This is a genomic window from Streptomyces sp. MI02-7b (genome assembly GCF_033793585.1).
Classification (GTDB): domain Bacteria; phylum Actinomycetota; class Actinomycetes; order Streptomycetales; family Streptomycetaceae; genus Actinacidiphila.
This window is the reverse complement of record NZ_JARAWX010000055.1, coordinates 1-19,066: the sequence shown is the minus strand read 5'-3', so window position 1 is coordinate 19,066 and position 19,066 is coordinate 1. Positions and strand designations below refer to the sequence as shown.

Genomic DNA, 19,066 nt, shown 5'->3' with positions numbered 1-19,066 from the left:
CGCCTGCGCGGCCCGCGGCCGCCCGGCCGCCGGGTCCGCACCGGGCCGCGGCCTGGGCCCGCCGCGCACCGCTCCTGCCGGCCCTGGTGTTCATGGTGGTCGTCACCCAACTGCCCTTCGTGGCAACGCTGGTGATCTCCTTCATGAACTGGAACGCGCTCTACCCCGACCGCCGGGGCTTCACCGGACTGAGCAACTATGCCGAGGTGTTCGGCGACGCCGATCTGCGGTCGTCCGTGCTGACCACGGTGTGGCTGACGGCCGGTGTCGTCCTGGTGAGCCTGGTGCTGGGGCTGCTCCTCGCCCTGCTGCTGGACCGCCGCTTCCGGGGCCGCGGGCTGGTGCGCACCCTGCTGATCGCGCCCTTCCTGCTGGTCCCGGTGGCCTCCGCGCTGCTGTGGAAGCACGCGCTCTACAACCCGGAGTACGGGCTGTTCAACGGCGCGCTGACCTGGCTGTGGAAGCTGTTCGGCAGCGACACCCCGCCACAGCCGGACTGGATCACCTCCATGCCCCTGGGGGCGATCACGGCCTCACTGGTGTGGCAGTGGACCCCGTTCATGATGCTGATCCTGCTCGCCGGGCTGCAGAGCCGTTCCACGGAGGCGGTGGAGGCGGCCCGGGTGGACGGCGCGAACGCCTGGCAGGTCTTCCGCCACCTGACGCTGCCTCATCTGCGCCGCTACCTCGAACTGGCCGCTCTGCTCGGGTCGATCTACGTCGTGCAGAACTTCGACGCGGTCTTCACCCTCACCTCGGGCGGCCTCGGCACCGCCAACCTGCCGTACACGATCTACGAGTCCTTCTACAAGGCGCACGACTACGGCAGGGCGTCGGCCGCCGGTGTGGTCGTGGTCGCCGGGACCATCGTCGTCGCCACCCTCGCCCTGCGTCTGGTGTCGACGCTGCTGAAGGAGGAGTCCTCATGAGCGCCGTCGTCGCTCCCCCTGCCCCCAGGCGGCGTTCCGGCTCCCTGTGGGGGCTGGTCGCCTGGGCGGCCGGGCTGCTCTTCGTCCTGCCGATCGTCTGGATGGTGCTGACCTCGCTGCACCACGAGACGGACGCGGCGACGAACCCGCCCTCCCTGGGGGCCGGGCTCACCCTGGACGGCTACCGCGAGTTCTTCGGGGCCTCCACCGGCGCCAGCCCGTGGCCGGCGCTGATCAACTCGCTGACCGCGAGCCTCGTCTCCACCCTGCTGGTGCTGGCGCTGGCCGTGCCCGCCGCGTACGCGCTGTCGATCCGGCCCGTGCGGAAGTGGTCCGACGTTCTGTTCTTCTTCCTGTCGACCAAGATGCTGCCCGCGGTGGCCGGTCTGCTGCCCGTCTACCTCGTCGCGCAGAACCTGGGTCTGCTGGACAACATCTGGCTGATGGTCCTGCTCTACACCTCGATGAACCTGCCGATCGCGGTCTGGATGATGCGGTCCTTCCTGTCCGAGATCCCGGTGGCGATCCTGGAGGCCGCGTCCATCGACGGGGCCGGGCTGCCGACCGTCTTCCGCCGCGTCGTCCTCCCGCTCTCCGCTCCGGGCATCGCCGCCACCTCGCTGATCTGCTTCATCTTCAGCTGGAACGAAATGCTCTTCGCACGGGTGCTGACCGGCGTGCGATCGGTGACCGCGCCGGTCTTCCTCACCTCGTTCGTCACCAGTCAGGGACTCTTCCTCGCCAAGGTCTGCGCCGCGGCCGTCGTGGTGTCCCTGCCCGTCCTCGTCGCCGGATTCGCCGCCCAGGACCGTCTGGTCCAGGGCCTGTCCCTGGGAGCCGTCAAGTGAAGGCAGTGGTCATCGCCGAGCCCGGAAAGATCGAGCTCGCGACCGTCGAGGACCCGGCGCCCGGGCCGCGGGAGGTGGTCGTCGCCGTGTCGGCTTGCGGGCTGTGCGGTACCGATCTGCACATCCTGCAGGGCGAGTTCGCCCCCACGCTGCCGATCGTGCCGGGACACGAGTTCGCCGGCGAGGTGGTCGCGGTCGGGTCCGCCGTCACGGAACTGGGGATCGGCGCGCGGGTGGCGGTCGATCCCTCGCTGCACTGCGGCGAGTGCCACTACTGCCGCCGGGGCCGGGGCAACCTGTGCGAACGGTGGGCCGCGATCGGCGTCACCGAGCCCGGCGGCGCGGCGGAGTTCGCGGTCGCGCCGGTCGCCAACTGCGTGGTCCTGCCCGAGCACGTGTCGACCGCCGACGCGGCGCTGATCGAGCCCCTGTCGTGCGCGGTGCGCGGCTACGACGTACTGCGCGGCAGGCTCGCGTCCCATGTGCTGATCTACGGCTCCGGCACGATGGGCCTGATGATGCTGGAGCTGGCCAAGCGCACCGGCGCCGCGAGCGTCGACGTCGTGGACGTCAACCCCGAACGGCTCGCCACGGCGCGGTTGCTGGGGTGCGACAACACGGCGGCGTCCGCGGACGACATCACCCGCCCGCGCGGCTGGGACGTGGTGATCGACGCCACGGGCAACGCCGCCGCCATCCAGGACGGCCTGGGACGGGTCGGCAGGGGCGGCACCTTCCTGCAGTTCGGGGTCGCGGACTACGCGGCCCGCGCCGTCGTCGAGCCGTACCGGATCTACAACCAGGAGCTCACCATCACCGGCTCGATGGCCGTGCTGCACAGCTACGAGCGGGCCGCCGAGCTGTTCGCGGCCGGGGTCCTGGATCCCGGGGTGTTCATCAGCGACCGCTTCCCGCTGGGCGACTACGCGCACGCCATCGAGCGCTTCACGGCGGGCATCGGCCGCAAGATCCTGGTGCTGCCGTGACTCCGCCGGCCGCGCCCGCCACGCTCGTCGTCGGCGAGGCCCTGGCGGACGTGGTGGTGGGCGCCGACGGCGAGCACGCCCACCCCGGCGGCAGCCCCGCCAATACCGCCCTGGGCCTGGCCCGCCTCGGCCACCGCGTGGAACTGGCGACGCGGTTCGGCCGGGACGCGTACGGCGAGCTGCTGCGGCAGCACCTGACCGGCTCCGGGGTCGTGCTGGCCCCGGGGTCGGTGGGGGACGGTCCCACCTCCACGGCCCGTGCCCTCCTGGACGGCCACGGCAGCGCCGCCTACCGCTTCGACATCGCCTGGGACCCGGCGCCGCTCCGGCTGCCCGCCGTCCCCGGCCACCTCCACACCGGTTCCGTCGCGACCGCCCTGGAGCCGGGCGCGTCCCGGGTCCTGGCGCTCGCCGAGGCGGCCCGTGCGGCGGGTCACACCGTGTCGTACGACCCGAACCTGCGGCCCGCGCTGCTGGGGCCGCCGGAGGCCGAACGGCCGCGTGTGGAGCGGTTGGTGGCCCTGTGCGACGTCGTGAAGGCGAGCGAGGAGGACCTGGCCTGGCTCTGTCCCGGCCGGGCCCCGGCGGACGTCGCTGCGGACTGGGCGGGCCGGGGCCCCCGCCTGGTCGTGATGACCCGCGGCGCGGGCGGCGCCGAGGCGTTCTGGCCGCCGGACGGCCGGCACCGTGTGCCCGGGCACCGGGTCCCGGTGGTCGACACCATCGGCGCCGGTGACGCCTTCATGGCGGGGTTGCTGGCGGGGCTGCTCTCCGCACGGCTGCTCGGCGACCGCGCGGGCCGGCTGCGGCTGTGCGCGGCCACCCGCGGCGGCTCCGCGTTCCCCGACGTGGCGGCCGCGCTCCGGCTCGCCGCGCGGGTGGCGGCGCTGACGTGCGCACGCCGCGGCGCCGACCCGCCGTCGCCGGCGGAGGTGTCGCGGGCCGCGGCCGTAGGATGACCGGGCCGGTGGCCCGTCGGGGCACCGGCCGGCGGGAGGGTGACACGGCGGTGCGGATCCGGATCGAGGGCCACGAACTGCCCGGGCGCACCCAGGCGTGCGGCCCGGAGGACTCCGTGTACACGGACGTCCATGTCGCGGTCCAGCGCCGGAACCGCCCCGCGGAGTTGCTGGACCTCCAGCCGGCGGACGCCGCGGCGGTCACCTGGACGCTGGAGTGCGTCGCCGCGGTCACCCCTGAGGGCGTCGACGTCAGGGGGCCGTATGTGCAGGGCGGCCCCGGCGGCCGGTTCGTCCATGTGTCGTGGGGCGCCCTGGACGGCGCCGGTGGCTTCACGATGTTCCGCCGGGCCAAGCTCATGCTGGGCGCCGTCGACCGGGACGTGCTGGAGGAGTCGGTCCGGTCCGGGCTGCTCGTGGGCAGGGTCGCCCTCACCGACGGCGAAGGGCACCCTCTGTGCGCTGCCGTGCGGCCACCGCGGATCGCCTGGTCGGCGGGGAGGGCGGGCTCAGCGGGCTGACGTCAGTCCTCGCCCCGGACGATGTTCCAGTCCGTGCTGTTGTCCTGCTCCCGCTCCGGCTTGTCGGCGTGCTTGGCCGTCTTCACGACGGCCGGCCTGCAGGTCCGTATCTGCTGGTCACGCGGTATTCGGGTACTGATGGGGTGGCCGTTCCTGTTGTCCACGGTCCGGTGCCTCCTCGATTCCTCTCAAATGTCGACATACCCATTTGAATAGTACATACACGAACGACCTCGGCCCCCGTCCGGGCACGCCGCATGAAGGGCTGCCGCCCGGGTGTCACGATGCGCTCAGGTGCACGGCGGAACAGGGCCGGCCCCGGACGCGGGAACCCGGCCGGAGGGCACCGCCCGCCGTGTCCGCGCCTGCCCCGTCCCGATGGACGGAAACCGCCGGCCGACGCGGCGGGCACCCGGCCGCGACACGGCCGCCGCGCCCCCACGCGCCCTCCCACCTGCACAGACACTCCCGGGTAGCGGGCCGTGCGGAGGTCCACTGACGGCCGACCGCCCACGGTTCCGCAAATGCCCTTATTCCAGCAAATTGAGTGTCATCACGGGCGTGCCGCCATCGCCGCCGGGCGGTGGGGGCCGACGCTTGCCCTGTCCAACCCCGCGGGTACCCCCGGGCACCCGCTGAGACAGGAGGTCCCCATGCGTCTTCCCCGTTTCGCGACCGCGGTCGGTGTGGCCGTCGTCGTCGTCCTGGGTGGTGCCGCCGGTGCCGGCGCCGCCACCCCGGAGCTGGTCGGCACCCACGCCGGCCACGCTTCGCACGCCTCGCACGACGACCACGGGCGCCACGGGCACCACGCCCGTCATCACCACAAGCGCCACCTGCCGAAGTGGTACGGCAAGCGGCACCACCGCGACAACCACCGTCACCACCCGTTCGCCCAGCACCACCGCCGCTGACCCCCGGCGGCGGGCCCTTGAGGCGGCGGCGGGCACCCATGGGTGCCCGCCGCCGCCTCAGGCCGTCTGGGCGCTGCGCAACGCCGCGTACGAGCCGCCGGAGCGCAGCAGCTGGTCGTGCGTCCCGGTCTCGGTGATCCGGCCGTCCTCCATGACGACGATCCGGTCGGCGTTCCTGATCGTGGACAGCCGGTGCGCGACGACGAAGACCGTCCGGTTGCGCACCAGCCGCTCCAGGGCCTGCTGCACCAGCGCCTCGGAGCGCGAGTCGAGGGCCGAGGTCGCCTCGTCGAGCACGAGGACGCGCGGGTCGCGGATCAGGGCGCGGGCGATCGCCAGCCGTTGCTTCTGCCCGCCCGAGAGGCGGGCGCCGCGCTCGCCGACGACCGTGTCGAGGCCGGCCGGCAGGCGTTCCACGAACTCCATGGCGTTGGCGGCGCGCAGCGCCTCCCGTACGGTCTCCTCGGCCACGCCCGGCATGCCGTAGGCGACGTTGTCGCGGATGGTGCCCTCGAAGAGGATCGACTCCTGGGGGACGACGGACACGAAGCGGCGGTAGCTGCGCAGGTCCAGGCTCTCCATGTCGGCCCCGTCGAGCAGGATGCGGCCCTCGGTGGGCCGCAGGAAGCCGATCACCAGGTTGAGCACGGTCGACTTGCCCGCGCCCGAGGCGCCCACCAGCGCGATGGTCTCCCCCGGCCGGACGGAGAGCGTGAAGTCCCGCACGGAGTGCCGTCCAGCGTCCTCGTAGACGTGCCCGACGCCCTGGAAGTCGATCCGGCCGCGGACCGCGTCCACCGCGGTCTTGCCCGCGTTCTGCTCCAGGTCGGGCGCCTGCAGCACCTCGCCGGCCGAACGCACCGACTCCAGGCCCTTGCTGACCACCGGGGTGAGGCTGAGCAGGGTGGTCACGGCGGCCGTGAGCGACGAGAAGTACGTGGTGAGCATGACGACGTCGCCGGGGGTCACCCCGAGCCAGCCGTAGTACGCGGCCAGGGCGGAGCCGAGCAGGCAGCAGGTGCCCAGGACGTTGAGGATGATCCAGGCGAGCGAGCCGAAGCGGCCGTTGAGCCGGTCCAGGCGCAGTCCGGCCGTGAGCACCTGGCTGAGCGTGCCGTCGACGCGGCGCAGCGCCGTGGACTCCAGCCCGTGCGCGCGGGTGATGGGGATCAGTGTCGTCATCTCCGTGACCCGGGACGACAGTTGCTCGACCTCCTGGCGGAACGACTCGTTGGACTCGCGCAGCCGGCCGCGCAGCCACATCACCAGGGCGGAGGTCGCGGGCACCACGACCAGGAAGACCGGCAGGAAGGACGGGGTCTGCACGGCGATGACCACGAGCGCCCCGCTGAGGGTGGCGAGGGCCGACAGGCCCATGTCGCCGGTCTGCTGCACGGCCTGCTCGATCGCCTCGACGTCCCGGATCACCTTGGTCTGCAGGACCGCGGAGTTGACCCGGGAGTGGTAGCCGATGGACAGCTGCTGCATCCGCTGGCACAGCGCCGAGCGCAGCCGCATGCCGGTGCGCCGCGCGCTGCCGTACCAGCAGCGCACGTAGAGCAGGTGGAAGGGGTAGTTGAGCAGGAGCATCAGCAGCAGGACCGCGGTGCCGAGCATCATGCCGGACAGCGGTCGGTGCTGCACGATGACGTCGATGACCTGGGCCGTGACCAGCGGGGTCAGCCAGATGGGCGTGTGCTTGACCATGAAGGCCAGCACCGCCACGGTCAATCGCCCGCGGTCGTGGCGGAAGAGGTAGGCGAGGGTGCGGATCGGGTGCTCACCGCGGTAGCGGTGGTCGAGCGGGCCGTGCGGCGAGGCCATGCGGGGACTCCGGGAGCACGTGGGTGCGAGGGGATGAGACGGCGCTGGCTCATCGTCGGGTCAAGGCGGGATCTTAGGGTGCGCGCGCTGCCACGGTCACGGTGCGGAGCGGCGGCTGTCCGGTCCCGGTCGACTGGAGACGTGCTTCGGGGGAAGCCGGTGGAGGACAGGGCGCGACGTGGCGCCCGCAAACCCCTGGGGAGTCAGCCATGTTGGCCATCATCGCGACGGTCGTCTTCGTGATCGCCTTCATCATCAACGCCACCGGCACGCACACCGACGCGGTGTTCACGCCGACCAGCCTGCTCCTGGTCGGGCTGGCGCTGGTCGCCGCGCACCTCGGCGGACTGGGCACCAGTGCCCGCTGGTCCGGCTACCGCGGCCGGCGGCGCTGAGACCGCGGGACCGCGAAGGACCGGAGGGGAGGCAGCGATGACCGAGCGCCCCGAGGAGTCCGCGCCGGAGGAGCACGGCCCGCACCGGCCGGGCTTCTCCAGCCCCGGCTTCTCCACGTCCACCGGCGGGGAGGACGGCGGCCGTGTGCCGCCGGCGCCGCCGGTCCCGGAGTACGAGGTCCCGGAGCCCGAACTGCCGGACGCGGACGGCCCCGGGCACACGTCGCCCGCGTTCGAGTCCCCGGGCTTCGAGTCCCCGGGCTTCGAGTCGCCCGGCTTCTCCAGCCCCGACTTCAGCAGTCCGGGCCCGATGGGCGACGAGGGACGGGACGCGGACCACGACGGCACCGCCGACTCCGACGCCGACACCACGAACGAAGGGGACGACAGCCCCTCAGGCAGGGGGCTTTGACGCCTGGTCCGCCATCTTGGCCCGGCTCTCGGCGATGAGCCGCTGCGCGTCCCGCTCGATCTCGACGGGGTCCAGCCCGAGCGCCCGTCCTATGTGCGTCGACCAGACCTCCGAGCGCACATTGGTCTCGAAGTCCAGGTCCGCCCGGATGGTGTCGCGCGCCGCCTGCCGGTTCTGGCTCACCATGACGAACGTCGACAGGAAGATCGCCTCCAGGCTGACGACCATCGTCAGCAGCCCGAAGGGGAACGGGTCGAAGACCGCGGCCCGGCCGAGGAGTCCCTCGTTGGCCAGGATCCAGCCCGTGAACCAGACCACGTGGACGTAGACGAAGCCCATCGACCCGGCGAAACGGGTGATCACGTCGGCCACGCGGTCCTGGAGACCGCGACCGCGGGCGAAGAGGTCCTGCTCGTGCGGCAGGGCGGTGATCACATGCGGCGGTGCGCCGTCGCGGTGGGACGTCATGGTCACATCCTGCCCGGCGCCGGTCGCCGGGAGGTCACCGGGTGAGGAACCGGGAAGAAGCGCGCCCCCCGGTGCGTTGACATGGCCGGATCGGGTGGATCCGGTGGATCCGCCGCCACCACGACGAACGGAAGGAGTCACCGTGAAGGTACGTGCTTCACTGCGCTCCCTGAAGAAGGCGCCGGGTTCGCAGATCGTCCGCCGCCGCGGGCGTGTGTTCGTGATCAACAAGAGGGACCCGCGGTTCAAGGCCCGCCAGGGCTGAGCCGCCGCTCCGGGAACGGGCGCCGTGGGCCGCCGCAGGGCGGCGCGGCGCCCGTCCGCGCGTCCGGGCCGGTTCGGGGCAGGCCGCCGCGGGTCACGTCACGGGGGTTCGCGCGCGCAGCAGGAGCAGGACGACGTCGTCGGTGCCCCCGCGCCGTCCGGCGGTATGCGCGAGCAGGCCGTCGGCCACGTCCTCCAGGGGCAGGTGCCCGGTGAGCGCGAGGTGCTCGGCGAGGTCGGCGAGCGCGTCGTCCATGTCCGTGCCCGGTGTCTCGACCAGGCCGTCGGTGTACAGGGCGATCACCGAGCCCGGCGGGAAGGGGACCTCGGTGGAGGGGTAGCACGCGTCCCTCTCCACTCCCAGCAGCGGGCCACCGGCGACATCGAGCACCCTGACACCTCCGTCCGGTTCGCGCAGCAGCGGGTGCGGATGCCCGGCGCGGGCGACGAGGGCGCACTGCCGCGGCAGGTCCAGGTGCAGGTGGACGCAGCTGGCGAACAGCCCGGCGTCCAGGTCGACCAGCAGCCGGTTGGTGGACTCCATGACCTGCCCGGGCGACTGCCCGGCCGCGCTGTACGCGCGCACCGCGGTGCGCACCTGGCCCATCAGGCCGGCCGCCCTGACGTTGTGGCCCTCGACGTCGCCCACGACCGCGGCCACCCGGTCACCGGCGCCGGCCATGTCGTAGAAGTCGCCTCCGATGTCCATGCCCTCGGTGCCCGGCAGGTAGCGGGCGGCGACCTCCAGGCCGCGCGGCGACGGGAGGGTGTGCGGCAGCAGGGCCGCCTGCAGTCCGTGCGCGAGGCGGTGCTTGATGTCGTACAGCCGCGCGCGCTCCGCCGCCTGCGCGATCAGGCCCCCGAGGGCGGTCAGTACGGCGCGCTCGTCGGCGGAGAAGGCGTGCGGCTCGGGGTAGCCCAGCACGCAGGTACCCACCGCCCGCCCCGAGGCGATCAGCGGCAGGAACGCCCATGAGGCCATGCCGTCGCTGACGGCCGGCCGGTCGGGGTAGAGCTGCGTGAGACGTTCCGGGGACTCCACGAAGGACGGCGCCCCGCGCACCAGCACCTGCACGCTCGCGGTGGGCGCGGTCAGCGGCAGCCCCTCGAAGTGGTCGAGCATCCGCGGGTCCGGGTAGCCGCGGTGCCCCAGCACGCGCATCCGTCCGCCCTCCGAGGCCAGCAGGGCGACCGTGCGGCCGCCGATGGCGGGCACGATCTCGCCGGCCAGCAGGTCCACGACGTCCTGCACCCCGGCCGCCTCGGTCATGGCGACGGCCAGGTTCAGCAGGTGGGAGATGGTCACCAGCCGTCCCGGGCCGCCCGCCCCGGGGTCGCCGGGGTCTTCCTGGCCCCCCTCGCCGCCGGGGTCGCCGGGGCCGCCGGACGAGGTGGTCGGGGCGGGCGTGATCCGCGCGGTCACGCCGTCGGTGCCGGGGTGGAGGGAGAAGCCGAGCCAGTCGTTCGGCGGGCGCAGCGCCACGAACGACATGGGCCGCTGGCTGATCAGCGCCCCGCGGAAGCGGTCCTCGTACGCCGGGTCGTTGAGCCAGGGCATCGCGGTCCACAGCTGGGCGCCGATCAGCGCCTTGACGGGGGCCCCGAGGAGCCTGGCCGCGGCGGCGTTGGCGAAGGTGACACGGCCGTGCAGGTCGAGCGCGCAGAGCCCCTCCGGAAGCCGGCCGACCATGTGCTCGGCCTGTACGAGGGGCGTCGCGGCGGTCCGCGGTGCGGCCTCGCCGGCGTCCAGGGTGCCGGGCTCGCGGCGCACCGGGCGGCCGGCCCCGGCCTCGCGCTCCAGGCGCAGGGCCAGCCGCCGGCAGGCGGAGGACAGCAGGTCGCGTTCGAGGTCACCGAGCTCCGGCGGATGCGCGGCGGCCAGGATGACGAAGATCCCGCCGTAGGGTGTCTCGTCGGTGGCGACCGGCATGGCCGCCATGGTGTACGGGTAGGGCAGCACCAGCGCGATCCGCGGGTAGACGCGCGCCATCTCGTTCTCGCTGCCGATCCAGACCAGGCGGCGTTCGCGCAGCGCGTCGGCCACGGGCAGCCGCGAGGCGAGCCCGATGCGCTCCCACGGTGCGGCGAAGGCACGCGGCAGTCCCGCGGTGACGGCCATCTCCAGGACCGGTTCGTCGGGTGCGAGCAGGTAGACGGCGCCGGCGTGGGCGTGGACGTCGTCCATCATCGAGGCCAGGGCGAGGGAGAGCAGCGCGCCCCCGGCCGTCCCCCCGTCGGCCGGGTACGGCAGGCCGGGAGGCGTCCCGTCGGGCACGGGGACCACCTCCTCCGGCTCTTTCGGTCCAGCCTGCATCCGGGCGGCGCTCCGCGCATGCGGGAGGCGGTCCCACCTGCGCGGACCCCGGCGTCCCCGGCCCTGCGGCCGCTCCGGCGCGGTGCCAACTCCCTTGCGGTGTCGCACAGATGGAGTACCGCGTTTTTGTTCCATCCTCTTGGCGTTCGAACGGAGCGATGCTTCAATGTGGCGCTGTTAGGAAGGTTTCCTAACTTCTGACCCCCCGGAGACCCCCGTGCAGCTCCCCCCACACCGTCATGCACGCACCCTCAGCGGCAAGCGCGTGGCGCTCGGCGCGACCGCCGTCCTCTCGGCCGGCGTGCTCGCCGTGGGCGTCGGCTCGCTCGCGTCCGCCGCTCCCGCCCCGGCCGCCGCCGCGACCGCCCACGCCGCCACGGCGGCCAGGGCCACGGCGACCGGCCTCGACGACCCGCACGAGAAGGACATCGCGATGCAGCTGGTGTCCAGCGCCGAGAACTCCTCGCTGGACTGGAAGGCCCAGTACAAGTACATCGAGGACATCGGCGACGGCCGCGGCTACACCGCGGGCATCATCGGCTTCTGCTCCGGCACCGGTGACATGCTCGACCTCGTCGAGCTCTACACCGACCGCAAGCCGGACAACGTCCTCGCCCGCTACCTCCCGGCGCTGCGCGCCGTCAACGGCACCGACTCGCACAGCGGCCTCGGCTCCGGCTTCGTGAGCGCCTGGCGCACGGCCGCCGCCGACACCGCCTTCCAGCAGGCCCAGAACGACGAGCGCGACCGGGTGTACTTCAACCCCTCGGTCCAGCAGGCCAAGGCCGACGGGCTGCGCGCCCTCGGCCAGTTCGCGTACTACGACGCGATAGTCATGCACGGCCCCGGCGACGACAAGGTCAGCTTCGGCGGCATCCGCAAGACGGCCCTGTCCAAGGCCAAGAGCCCGGCACAGGGCGGCGACGAGAAGGCGTACATCAACGCCTTCCTCGACGCCCGCAAGGCGGCCATGAAGACCGAGGAGGCGCACAGCGACACCTCCCGGGTCGACACCGAGCAGCGGGTCTTCCTCAACAACGGCAACTTCGACCTCACCCCTCCGCTGAAGTGGAAGGTCTACGGGGACAGCTACACCATCAACCAGTGACCCGACCGCACCACAGGACCGGGCCGGCCCCCCGTGCGAGGAGGCCGGCCCGGTCCGCGCCGGCGCCCGTGGCGGCGCCGGCGGACTCGCCGGTCAGCCGACGCAGACGCCCTGGACCGCGAGCCGCTCGTACAGGTGCGGGTGGGCCACCGTGCCGTCCGGGTAGCGCTCGGCGGCGCCGGCGAACTCGGGGCTGGTGAGCGCCGCGTGCAGGTGCCCGGCGGACTCCCAGACGGCGATGTTCATCAGTGCCCGGCTGCTTCCGACGCCCTTGTGCATCTGGGCGGAGATGAAGCCGGGCTGGCGCTTGAAGTACACGGAGTCCTGCGTCCAGGCGGCCAGCACCTCCGCCACCTTGCCGTCCGGCGCCACGATGGTGTTGACCAGGACCACCGGGCCGGTCTCCTCCAGCAGCTGCTTGGGATACGGGGACGTCTCGTCGACGTCGGCGAGCTCAATCACGTCGGTTCCTGTCGTTCGGGAGCGGTGGGGGGTCGAGCGTCACGGGGAGTTCCGCGAGGCCGCGGAACGCGGGGAAGGGGACCGTGAGCCAGCGCGCCCGCCCGGGCGGCGTGCCGGGCGCCACGTGCGGGAAGCGGCCGAACAGCGTGGCCAGGGCGATCCGCGTCTCCAGCCGGGCCAGCGGTGCCCCGACGCAGTAATGCGGGCCGTGCCCGAACGCCACGTGGGAGCCGGCGTCCCCGCGCGTGACGGCGAAGCGGTCGGGGTCCTCGAAGGCCGCGGGGTCACGGTTCGCCGAGGCGATGGCGATCTGCACCAGCGCCCCCTTGGGGATGAGCGTGTCGCGGATCTGCACGTCCTCCGCGGCGTAGCGGAACGTGGCGTTCTCCACCGAGCCCTCGAAGCGCAGCACTTCCTCGACGGCACGCGGCCAGAGCTCCGGGTCGCGCGTGACCGCGGCCGCCTGGTCCGGGTGGGCCAGCAGGTGGTGGACGGCGTTGCCGATCAGGTAGGCCGTCGTCTTGTGCCCGGCGAAGAGCAGCACCCAGGCCGTGGAGATCAGTTCGTGGTCGGTCATGGCCCCGCCCTCGTCCTGGGCCCTGACCAGCGCGCTCATCATGTCGTCGCCGGGGTGCGCGCGCTTGCGTGCGACAAGCTCCACCAGGTAGTCGCGCAGCGCCCCCTCGGCCGCCTCCAGCGCCCGCCGGGCCTCGGGGCCGAAGCCGGTCTGCGCGACGGTCGCCGACCAGTGCCGGGCCTGCTCGCGCTCGGACTCCGGTACCCCGAGGAGTTCGCAGATCACATTGAGCGGCAGCGGGAAGGCGAACCGCGGCAGCAGGTCGACGGGCTCTCGCGTCGGGCACCGGTCCAGCAGTTCGTCGGCCACGCGCTGGATGCGGGGGCGCAGTGCCTCCACGCGGCGCGGGGTGAAGGCGCTGTTGACGATCCGGCGCAGCCGGGTGTGCTTGGGAGGGTCCGAGAAGAGCATGTTGTCGTCGAGCGCGACGGAGGAGTCCCCGAAGATGCGCTGGTAGGCGTCCATCGCGCCGTACATGTCCTTGCTCAGCCGTGGGTCCGCCAGCGCCGCGCGGGCGTCGTCGTACCGCGTGATCAGGTACGTCTCCACACCGTGCGGGGGGCGCATCGGGCACACCGGTGCCGCCTGCCGCAGCGCCGCGTAGACCGGGTGCGGGTCCACCCGGAACTCCGCTCTCCCCTCCGCGACGGCGGCGGCCGCGTCGCCGGGGGTGGATGCGTGTGTCATGGCTCGTCCTGACATTCGGGCTGCCGTCGGTCACTGCAGCGGGGAGCGTGCGGCACGGTCACATCCGCGCATCCTGTGGGGCACACCGGAGATCAGTGGACGATTCACCGGAAAAGCCGTCTTCGGACATCGTAGGAAGACTCCCCGCGGTCCAAATCCGGAAGGGGGCAAATGGATGAAACGCGCGAGCGAACGAACACCGGCCCGGGCCCGAGACGGGTAGTGGCAGGGCCAGGTTGCGCCACGTGTGACCGCCTAGGGTGGAACGCATGAGCGGTTCGAACGACCTCGGCGCCTACCTGCGCGCCCGCCGCGGCCTGGTGAGCCCGCAGGACGCGGGCCTGCCGCCGACCGGGCGGCGGCGGGTGCCGGGGCTGCGGCGCGAGGAGGTCGCGCTGCTGGCCGGAATCTCCTCGGAGTACTACCTGCGACTGGAGCAGGGCCGCGACCAGCACCCCTCGCCGCAGGTCCTGGACGCGCTGGCGCGCGTGCTGATGCTCGACGCCGACGCCACGGGCTATCTGCACGGGCTCGCGCGGCCCCGGCGCCGCCGCGCCCCGGTGCGGCGGCCGGAACGCGTCGCCGAGGGCACCCGCCGGCTGGTGCTGGCGATGTCCACGCCCGCGTTCGTGCAGGGCCGCCACCTGGACGTCCTGGTGGCCAATCCGCTCGCCACCGCCCTGTCGCCGCACTACGTCAAGGGCGCCAACCTGCTGCGTTCCGCCTTCCTCGACCCGGCGGTACGGGCGATGTACCAGCAGGGCGAGTGGGAACGCACGATCGCCGGGACCGTCGCCTCCCTCCGGGCGCTCGCCGGTCCGGAGACGAACGACGCCCGGCTGACCGAGCTGGTGGGCGAACTGTCGGTGCGCAGTGAGGAGTTCCGCCGCCTGTGGGCCCGGCACGACGTGAAGCCGCGCACCAGTGGCACCAGCCGGCTCCTGCATCCGCAGGTGGGACCGCTGGAACTCGACTACGAGAAGCTGGCGGTCACCGGCGCCGACGGGCAGTTGCTGGTCGTCTACCACGCCGCGCCCGGCAGCGCGGCGGAGCAGAGCCTCCAATTGCTGCGCCATCTCGTCCCGTCCGACGCCACACCGGACTCCTCCGACTCCTCCGTCACCTCCGCATCGGCGCAGGGCACTTCGGAAAAGGCCCTACCCAGGGATGGATGAAAGTTGTACGGTCCACGGGGCCACGTGTCGCCAGGAAGGAATGTCATGGCCCCATCAGCATTAACGTCCGTCCCCGCCGTGCTCAGCCGCGCCCGCACCGTCGCACCGCCCGGCTGGAGCCGGTGGCTCGTACCGCCCGCGGCACTCTCGATCCACCTCGCGATCGGTCAGGCCTACGCCTGGAGCGTGTTCAAGCCGCCGCTGGAGGGCTCCCTCCACCTCAGCGGCACCCAGTCGGCACTGCCCTTCCAGTTGGCGATCGTCATGCTGGGGCTCTCCGCGGCCTTCGGCGGCACCCTCGTGGAGCGCAACGGCCCGCGCTGGGCCATGTGCGTGTCCGCGCTCTGCTTCTCCTCCGGCTTCCTCATCTCCGCGCTCGGCGCCGCGACCGGCCAGTACTGGCTGATCGTGCTCGGGTACGGCTTCGTGGGCGGGATCGGACTCGGCATCGGCTACATATCCCCGGTCTCCACCCTCATCAAGTGGTTCCCCGACCGCCCCGGGCTGGCCACCGGCATCGCCATCATGGGCTTCGGCGGCGGCGCCCTCATCGCCTCGCCCTGGTCGACCCAGATGCTGTCGTCCTTCGGCGCCGACACCTCGGGGATCGCCCAGACCTTCCTGGTGATGGGCCTGGTCTACGCGGTCTTCATGACCTTCGGCGTGCTGCTGGTGCGGGTACCGGCCGAGGACTGGAGGCCGGCCGGGTGGACGCCCGCCGCGGACGCGGTGCGCCCCCTGGTCACGACCGCCCAGGTGTCGGCCCGCACGGCGCTGCGCACCCCGCAGTTCTGGTGCCTGTGGGTCGTGCTCTGCATGAACGTGACGGCGGGCATCGGCATCCTCGAGAAGGCCGCGCCGATGATCACCGACTTCTTCGCGGACACCTCGACGCCGGTCGCGGCCACGGCCGCCGCGGGCTTCGTCGGCGTCCTGTCGCTCGGCAACATGCTCGGCCGGATCACCTGGTCGGCCACCTCCGACCTGGTCGGCCGCAAGAACATCTACCGCGTGTACCTCGGCGTGGGCGCCCTGCTCTATCTGCTGATCGCGCTCGTGGGCGACTCCTCGAAGCCGCTGTTCATCCTGGCCGCCGCCGTCATCCTGTCCTTCTACGGCGGCGGATTCGCCACCATCCCGGCGTACTTGAAGGACCTGTTCGGCACCTACCAGGTCGGCGCCATCCACGGGCGGCTGCTGACCGCGTGGTCCACCGCCGGCGTGCTCGGGCCGCTGATCGTGAACGCGATCGCCGACCACGAGAAGTCGGCCGGGCGCACCGGCCCGGACCTCTACACCACGTCCTTCGTCATCATGATGGCACTGCTGGTCGTCGGCTTCGTCGCCAACGAACTGGTACGGCCCGTCAACTCCCGTCACCACGACGGCCCCTCCGCCGGATCCGCCGTCGAGGCGCCCGGCCCCGAGTCGGAAGGAGCCGTCCGATGACCGAACCGTCCACGCCGCCCGCACCGGCCGCGACCGCACCGATCACCGGCGGGACGCCGGACCGCCGCCCCCTGATGGCGCTCGCCTGGCTGTGGGTGGGCGCCCCCTTCGCCTACGGCGTGTACGAACTGGCCCTCAAGCTCAAGCAGTTGTTCGGCAGCTGAACCGCAGCGGCCGGCCGTGGTCGGTGCGGAATCCCCACCCCTTCCGCCGGGGGCCGGGCGGGCCCGCGGGCGCACTCGTCCGCTCGCGGGCATGCCCGCCTCCCGCACCGCCGGGACCGCGCTGGTCACGGCCGTACCGCCGGCCCTCGCGGCCGCCGGCCTCCTGGTGCACCCGTACACACCGACCGCCGCGACGGCGCACGACTGGGCCCTACCGCACGTGCGGCTGCCGCCGTTGTTCCCCCTCCTGCCGCCCGGCCCGGTCCTGCCGCTGCAGGGGCACCATCGGCGTGGCGCCGCGGGCCCGGCCGCCTCGCCGGCCCCGGTGGGGGCGAACGGCTACGCGGTCCCGTCCACCGGCCCGGACGCGGTCGCCGGCATCGCGGGGGAACCGCGCGGGAGCGGAGCGTGCCCGGCCAGGAGGCCCTGCCGAAGCGCCTGTTCGCCACCGCTGCCGCCCTCGGCCGGGCGGGTGTCCGGACGCTCGCCGGGGCCGTGCTCGCGACGGGGGCGGCGCTGCTGCCGCGCGGAGGCGTCCGGGACGGACTGCGGGCCGTGCCCGGGACGGCCGTCCTGCTCGCCGCGTGCCGGCCCTTCAAGGGCAGCCACATCTTCTGGCCGCGTGGGGTGTTCACGATGCCGGCCTTCGCCGCCGGTTCCGCCCTGACGCTGTGGCCGGGCCGGCCCACGCCCGCGGACGGACCGTGATCCCGCGGGCGACGCGGCGAAGGGCCCTGGCCCTGTCGTCAGCCGCCCGCACGCCCCGCGGCGCTCCTCCGGCCCGCGGCTCCTCCAACCCCGCGGCCCGGGGAATTGCCGAACCGTCCGGGCAGCTCGACCGCGCCGATCCAGAGGACCACTTTCCGCCGTGCGCCGCACCGCACTTGAGGGCGCCTCCCGGCGGTGGCCGGCCGACGCGATGGGACGGCCGGGGCCGAGGCGCGGTCCGGCCGCAGACCCCGGCTGCGCTCCGCGGAACCCGGGTGCGCGTCCCGGCCGGTCGGCCTCGCCTCGGCGGCTTCACCACCACCTCCGGGCCGGTGACCTGACGGGCACTAAGCGGCCGCCGAGCGGGGTAACCGGATTCCGTAGCACCGCGCGCGCTCGCGCCGTCGAGCGCCGGACACGGAGGAAGCGAACCATGCCCCACAGCCCCCGGACGAGCACCGGCACCGACCGCGACACGCTCGGCATCATCGGTCTGATATGCGCCGTCGCCGGCTTCTTCGTCCTCGGCATCCTGCTCGGCCCGGCCGCCGTGGTCTGCGGCTGGCTCGCCATGGGCCGCACCTGGCGGGGCGCCAAGCCGCTGCTGCCGCTGATCGCCGTGGTCCTGGGAGCGATCGACACCCTCGTCGCCCTGCTCTGGATGACCGGCCCGCACTGGAGCGGCGGCGGGGGCATCCTCTGACCGGTGCCCGACCGCCGTTGCGGGGGCACGAGAATGGACGTCCCGTCCCCGGTCCCCCAGGAGCCCGCGTGCCCGCCTCCGCCGTTCCGCCACCGCGCAGGGCGGCGGCCCTCCTGACCGCGCTGGCGCTGGCCGCCGCGGCCGCCGGATGCGGCACCGTCCCACGCCCCTCCCGGGGCGCCCCGGTGACCCCGCCGGCGGCCGGCGCGCGTTTCGACTACCAGATCGGCGGCGGCTACCCGCCCGCGAAGGGCGTCCGCGTGGTCTCCCGCGACCGCACCGACCGGCCCGCCCCGGGGGTCTACTCCGTCTGCTACGTCAACGCCTTCCAGGCCCAGCCCGACGCGGCGCCGTGGTGGCGGCGGCACCACCCCGACCTGCTCCTGCGCGACCGGCACGGTGCCCCGGTCGTCGACGAGGACTGGCACGAGGTCCTGCTCGACGTCTCGACGGCCGCCCGGCGCACCGCGCTGGCCGCGGTCGTCGGCCGCTGGATCGACGACTGCGCCGAGCGCGGTTTCCAGGCCGTCGAACCGGACAACCTCGACTCCTTCGAGCGCTCCCGAGGTCTGCTGACCGCCGCTCAGAACGCCGCGTACGCCCGGCTCCTGGTGACACGGGCGCACGCGGCGGGACTGGCCGTCGCGCAGAAGAACACCGCCGAGCTGCTCCCCCGGCACACGGCCATCGGCTTCGACTTCGCCGTGGCCGAGGAGTGCGGGGAGTTCGACGAGTGCGGCGACTACGCCGCCGCCTACGCGGACCGCGTCCTGGTCGTCGCCTACACCGCGGCCGACTTCGGCCGGACGTGCCGCCGCTGGGGCGGCCGTCTCTCGGTGGTGCTGCGGGACCGGGACGTCATGCCCGCCGGGGAGCGCGGGCACGTCTTCCGCACCTGCTGAGCGGCGGCGGCCACCTCACCCCCCGGACACCGCGTACCAGCGGCCCTCGCGCTGGTGCACGAGTTCCGCGGCGACCAGGGTGTCGATGTGGCGCACGATGGTGGCCGGCTGGTACCCGACGCTGGCGCTCAGGTCGTCGATGGTCGTGCCGTCACCGCCCGCGGCACGCAGCTGCTCCAGGGTCTTGAGCGCCGTACGGGGCAGGGCGGGTTCCGGCTGGCGCTCCGGGCTCTGCTCCGACCGCGGCGCGGGGGCCGCGGGCGCGGGGGCCGCCGGCGCCGCCGGAACGGCGGCGGG

The 19,066-nt window shown here is 73.4% G+C and carries 22 protein-coding genes and 1 pseudogene; 16 read left to right on the top strand and 7 right to left on the bottom strand.

The genetic code is table 11. The annotated features are described in order from the left end of the window. The 5 genes from PV364_RS40660 to PV364_RS40640 all read left to right on the top strand — a co-directional run. Window positions 1–929 (top strand): sugar ABC transporter permease (locus PV364_RS40660; protein WP_319665985.1); only part of this gene is annotated, 929 nt, incomplete at its 5' end. Then, window positions 926–1,777 (top strand): carbohydrate ABC transporter permease, encoded by an 852-nt coding sequence (locus PV364_RS40655; RefSeq protein WP_319665984.1) that lies wholly within the window; start codon window positions 926–928, stop codon window positions 1,775–1,777. The genes PV364_RS40660 and PV364_RS40655, both read left to right, overlap by 4 nt. After that, a complete protein-coding gene (locus PV364_RS40650; RefSeq protein ID WP_319665983.1) occupies window positions 1,774–2,763 on the top strand; it encodes a zinc-dependent alcohol dehydrogenase family protein in 990 nt (329 codons plus the stop codon). The genes PV364_RS40655 and PV364_RS40650 overlap by 4 nt, the downstream gene beginning before the upstream one ends. Beyond that, complete coding sequence (locus PV364_RS40645; RefSeq protein WP_319665982.1) at window positions 2,760–3,722, top strand: carbohydrate kinase; 963 nt, start codon at window positions 2,760–2,762, stop codon at window positions 3,720–3,722. Before PV364_RS40650 ends, PV364_RS40645 begins: the two co-directional genes overlap by 4 nt. 50 nt (window positions 3,723–3,772) lie before the next feature. Beyond that, entirely contained in the window at window positions 3,773–4,243 is a 471-nt protein-coding gene (locus tag PV364_RS40640) for a DUF5990 family protein (protein ID WP_319665981.1), read from the top strand. Between the two features lie 2 nt (window positions 4,244–4,245). Here PV364_RS40640 and PV364_RS40635 read toward each other — a convergent pair whose 3' ends face one another. Further along, the gene (locus tag PV364_RS40635; RefSeq protein WP_319665980.1) at window positions 4,246–4,407 is read right to left on the bottom strand and encodes a hypothetical protein; all 162 of its coding nucleotides are present in this window, start codon (window positions 4,405–4,407) and stop codon (window positions 4,246–4,248) included. Between the two features lie 489 nt (window positions 4,408–4,896). Here PV364_RS40635 and PV364_RS40630 point away from each other — a divergent pair, with 489 nt between their 5' ends. Then, entirely contained in the window at window positions 4,897–5,157 is a 261-nt protein-coding gene (locus tag PV364_RS40630) for a hypothetical protein (protein WP_319665979.1), read from the top strand. A 57-nt stretch (window positions 5,158–5,214) separates the two neighbouring features. Here PV364_RS40630 and PV364_RS40625 read toward each other — a convergent pair whose 3' ends face one another. Beyond that, window positions 5,215–6,981 (bottom strand): ABC transporter ATP-binding protein, encoded by a 1,767-nt coding sequence (locus tag PV364_RS40625; protein ID WP_319665978.1) that lies wholly within the window; start codon window positions 6,979–6,981, stop codon window positions 5,215–5,217. 209 nt (window positions 6,982–7,190) lie between these two features. Between PV364_RS40625 and PV364_RS40620 the strand changes: the two genes are divergently transcribed. Next, window positions 7,191–7,376 (top strand): hypothetical protein, encoded by a 186-nt coding sequence (locus PV364_RS40620; RefSeq protein ID WP_319665977.1) that lies wholly within the window; start codon window positions 7,191–7,193, stop codon window positions 7,374–7,376. Window positions 7,377–7,413: 37 nt separating this feature from the next. Further along, a complete protein-coding gene (locus PV364_RS40615; protein WP_319665976.1) occupies window positions 7,414–7,788 on the top strand; it encodes a hypothetical protein in 375 nt (124 codons plus the stop codon). Here the strand turns inward: PV364_RS40615 and PV364_RS40610 are convergent. Then, window positions 7,771–8,256: a DUF1003 domain-containing protein gene (locus tag PV364_RS40610; protein ID WP_319665975.1), complete on the bottom strand. Its 486-nt coding sequence runs from the start codon at window positions 8,254–8,256 to the stop codon at window positions 7,771–7,773. The two genes, PV364_RS40615 and PV364_RS40610, sit on opposite strands and share 18 nt — an antisense overlap. 142 nt (window positions 8,257–8,398) lie before the next feature. On the opposite strand from PV364_RS40610, the gene ykgO reads away from it, so the two are divergent. Next, a complete protein-coding gene (gene ykgO / locus PV364_RS40605) occupies window positions 8,399–8,521 on the top strand; it encodes a type B 50S ribosomal protein L36 (protein WP_319665974.1) in 123 nt (40 codons plus the stop codon). Window positions 8,522–8,614: 93 nt separating this feature from the next. Here ykgO and PV364_RS40600 read toward each other — a convergent pair whose 3' ends face one another. After that, on the bottom strand, window positions 8,615–10,804 hold the full coding sequence (locus tag PV364_RS40600; protein WP_401974413.1) for a SpoIIE family protein phosphatase: 2,190 nt from the start codon (window positions 10,802–10,804) through the stop codon (window positions 8,615–8,617). 247 nt (window positions 10,805–11,051) lie between these two features. Here PV364_RS40600 and PV364_RS40595 point away from each other — a divergent pair, with 247 nt between their 5' ends. Next, entirely contained in the window at window positions 11,052–11,942 is an 891-nt protein-coding gene (locus PV364_RS40595) for a chitosanase (protein WP_319665973.1), read from the top strand. Window positions 11,943–12,035: 93 nt separating this feature from the next. Here PV364_RS40595 and PV364_RS40590 read toward each other — a convergent pair whose 3' ends face one another. Beyond that, a complete protein-coding gene (locus PV364_RS40590) occupies window positions 12,036–12,404 on the bottom strand; it encodes an antibiotic biosynthesis monooxygenase family protein (RefSeq protein ID WP_319665972.1) in 369 nt (122 codons plus the stop codon). Next, complete coding sequence (locus tag PV364_RS40585) at window positions 12,397–13,668, bottom strand: cytochrome P450 (protein ID WP_319665971.1); 1,272 nt, start codon at window positions 13,666–13,668, stop codon at window positions 12,397–12,399. The genes PV364_RS40590 and PV364_RS40585 overlap by 8 nt, the downstream gene beginning before the upstream one ends. Window positions 13,669–13,937: 269 nt before the next feature. Here PV364_RS40585 and PV364_RS40580 point away from each other — a divergent pair, with 269 nt between their 5' ends. From PV364_RS40580 to PV364_RS40555, 6 genes are all read left to right on the top strand, one after another. Continuing rightward, complete coding sequence (locus PV364_RS40580) at window positions 13,938–14,843, top strand: helix-turn-helix transcriptional regulator (RefSeq protein ID WP_319665970.1); 906 nt, start codon at window positions 13,938–13,940, stop codon at window positions 14,841–14,843. A 45-nt stretch (window positions 14,844–14,888) separates the two neighbouring features. After that, window positions 14,889–16,292, top strand: a complete 1,404-nt coding sequence (locus PV364_RS40575; RefSeq protein WP_319665969.1) for an OFA family MFS transporter — start codon at window positions 14,889–14,891, stop codon at window positions 16,290–16,292. Next, entirely contained in the window at window positions 16,289–16,456 is a 168-nt protein-coding gene (locus tag PV364_RS40570; RefSeq protein ID WP_319665968.1) for an MFS transporter small subunit, read from the top strand. Before PV364_RS40575 ends, PV364_RS40570 begins: the two co-directional genes overlap by 4 nt. Window positions 16,457–16,864: 408 nt before the next feature. Then, window positions 16,865–17,164, top strand: coding sequence for a hypothetical protein (locus tag PV364_RS40565; RefSeq protein WP_319665967.1), 300 nt, complete (start codon window positions 16,865–16,867; stop codon window positions 17,162–17,164). Window positions 17,165–17,597: 433 nt separating this feature from the next. After that, a complete protein-coding gene (locus PV364_RS40560; RefSeq protein ID WP_319665966.1) occupies window positions 17,598–17,867 on the top strand; it encodes a hypothetical protein in 270 nt (89 codons plus the stop codon). 68 nt (window positions 17,868–17,935) lie between these two features. Further along, a complete protein-coding gene (locus PV364_RS40555; RefSeq protein ID WP_319665965.1) occupies window positions 17,936–18,769 on the top strand; it encodes an endo alpha-1,4 polygalactosaminidase in 834 nt (277 codons plus the stop codon). A gap of 15 nt (window positions 18,770–18,784) precedes the next feature. Here the strand turns inward: PV364_RS40555 and PV364_RS40550 are convergent. Continuing rightward, window positions 18,785–19,066: pseudogene (locus PV364_RS40550) on the bottom strand (hypothetical protein); the annotation flags it as partial.

Excerpts from the sequence above, each read along its gene's own strand:
- PV364_RS40615 (WP_319665976.1), top strand. The coding sequence starts at position 7,414 with ATGACCGAGCGCCCCGAGGAGTCCGCGCCGGAGGAGCACGGCCCGCAC.
- PV364_RS40625 (WP_319665978.1), bottom strand. The coding sequence starts at position 6,981 with ATGGCCTCGCCGCACGGCCCGCTCGACCACCGCTACCGCGGTGAGCAC.
- PV364_RS40575 (WP_319665969.1), top strand. The coding sequence starts at position 14,889 with ATGGCCCCATCAGCATTAACGTCCGTCCCCGCCGTGCTCAGCCGCGCC.
- PV364_RS40610 (WP_319665975.1), bottom strand. The coding sequence starts at position 8,256 with ATGACGTCCCACCGCGACGGCGCACCGCCGCATGTGATCACCGCCCTG.
- PV364_RS40560 (WP_319665966.1), top strand. The coding sequence starts at position 17,598 with ATGCCCCACAGCCCCCGGACGAGCACCGGCACCGACCGCGACACGCTC.
- PV364_RS40570 (WP_319665968.1), top strand. The coding sequence starts at position 16,289 with ATGACCGAACCGTCCACGCCGCCCGCACCGGCCGCGACCGCACCGATC.
- PV364_RS40580 (WP_319665970.1), top strand. The coding sequence starts at position 13,938 with ATGAGCGGTTCGAACGACCTCGGCGCCTACCTGCGCGCCCGCCGCGGC.
- PV364_RS40655 (WP_319665984.1), top strand. The coding sequence starts at position 926 with ATGAGCGCCGTCGTCGCTCCCCCTGCCCCCAGGCGGCGTTCCGGCTCC.
- PV364_RS40630 (WP_319665979.1), top strand. The coding sequence starts at position 4,897 with ATGCGTCTTCCCCGTTTCGCGACCGCGGTCGGTGTGGCCGTCGTCGTC.
- PV364_RS40620 (WP_319665977.1), top strand. The coding sequence starts at position 7,191 with ATGTTGGCCATCATCGCGACGGTCGTCTTCGTGATCGCCTTCATCATC.
- PV364_RS40585 (WP_319665971.1), bottom strand. The coding sequence starts at position 13,668 with ATGACACACGCATCCACCCCCGGCGACGCGGCCGCCGCCGTCGCGGAG.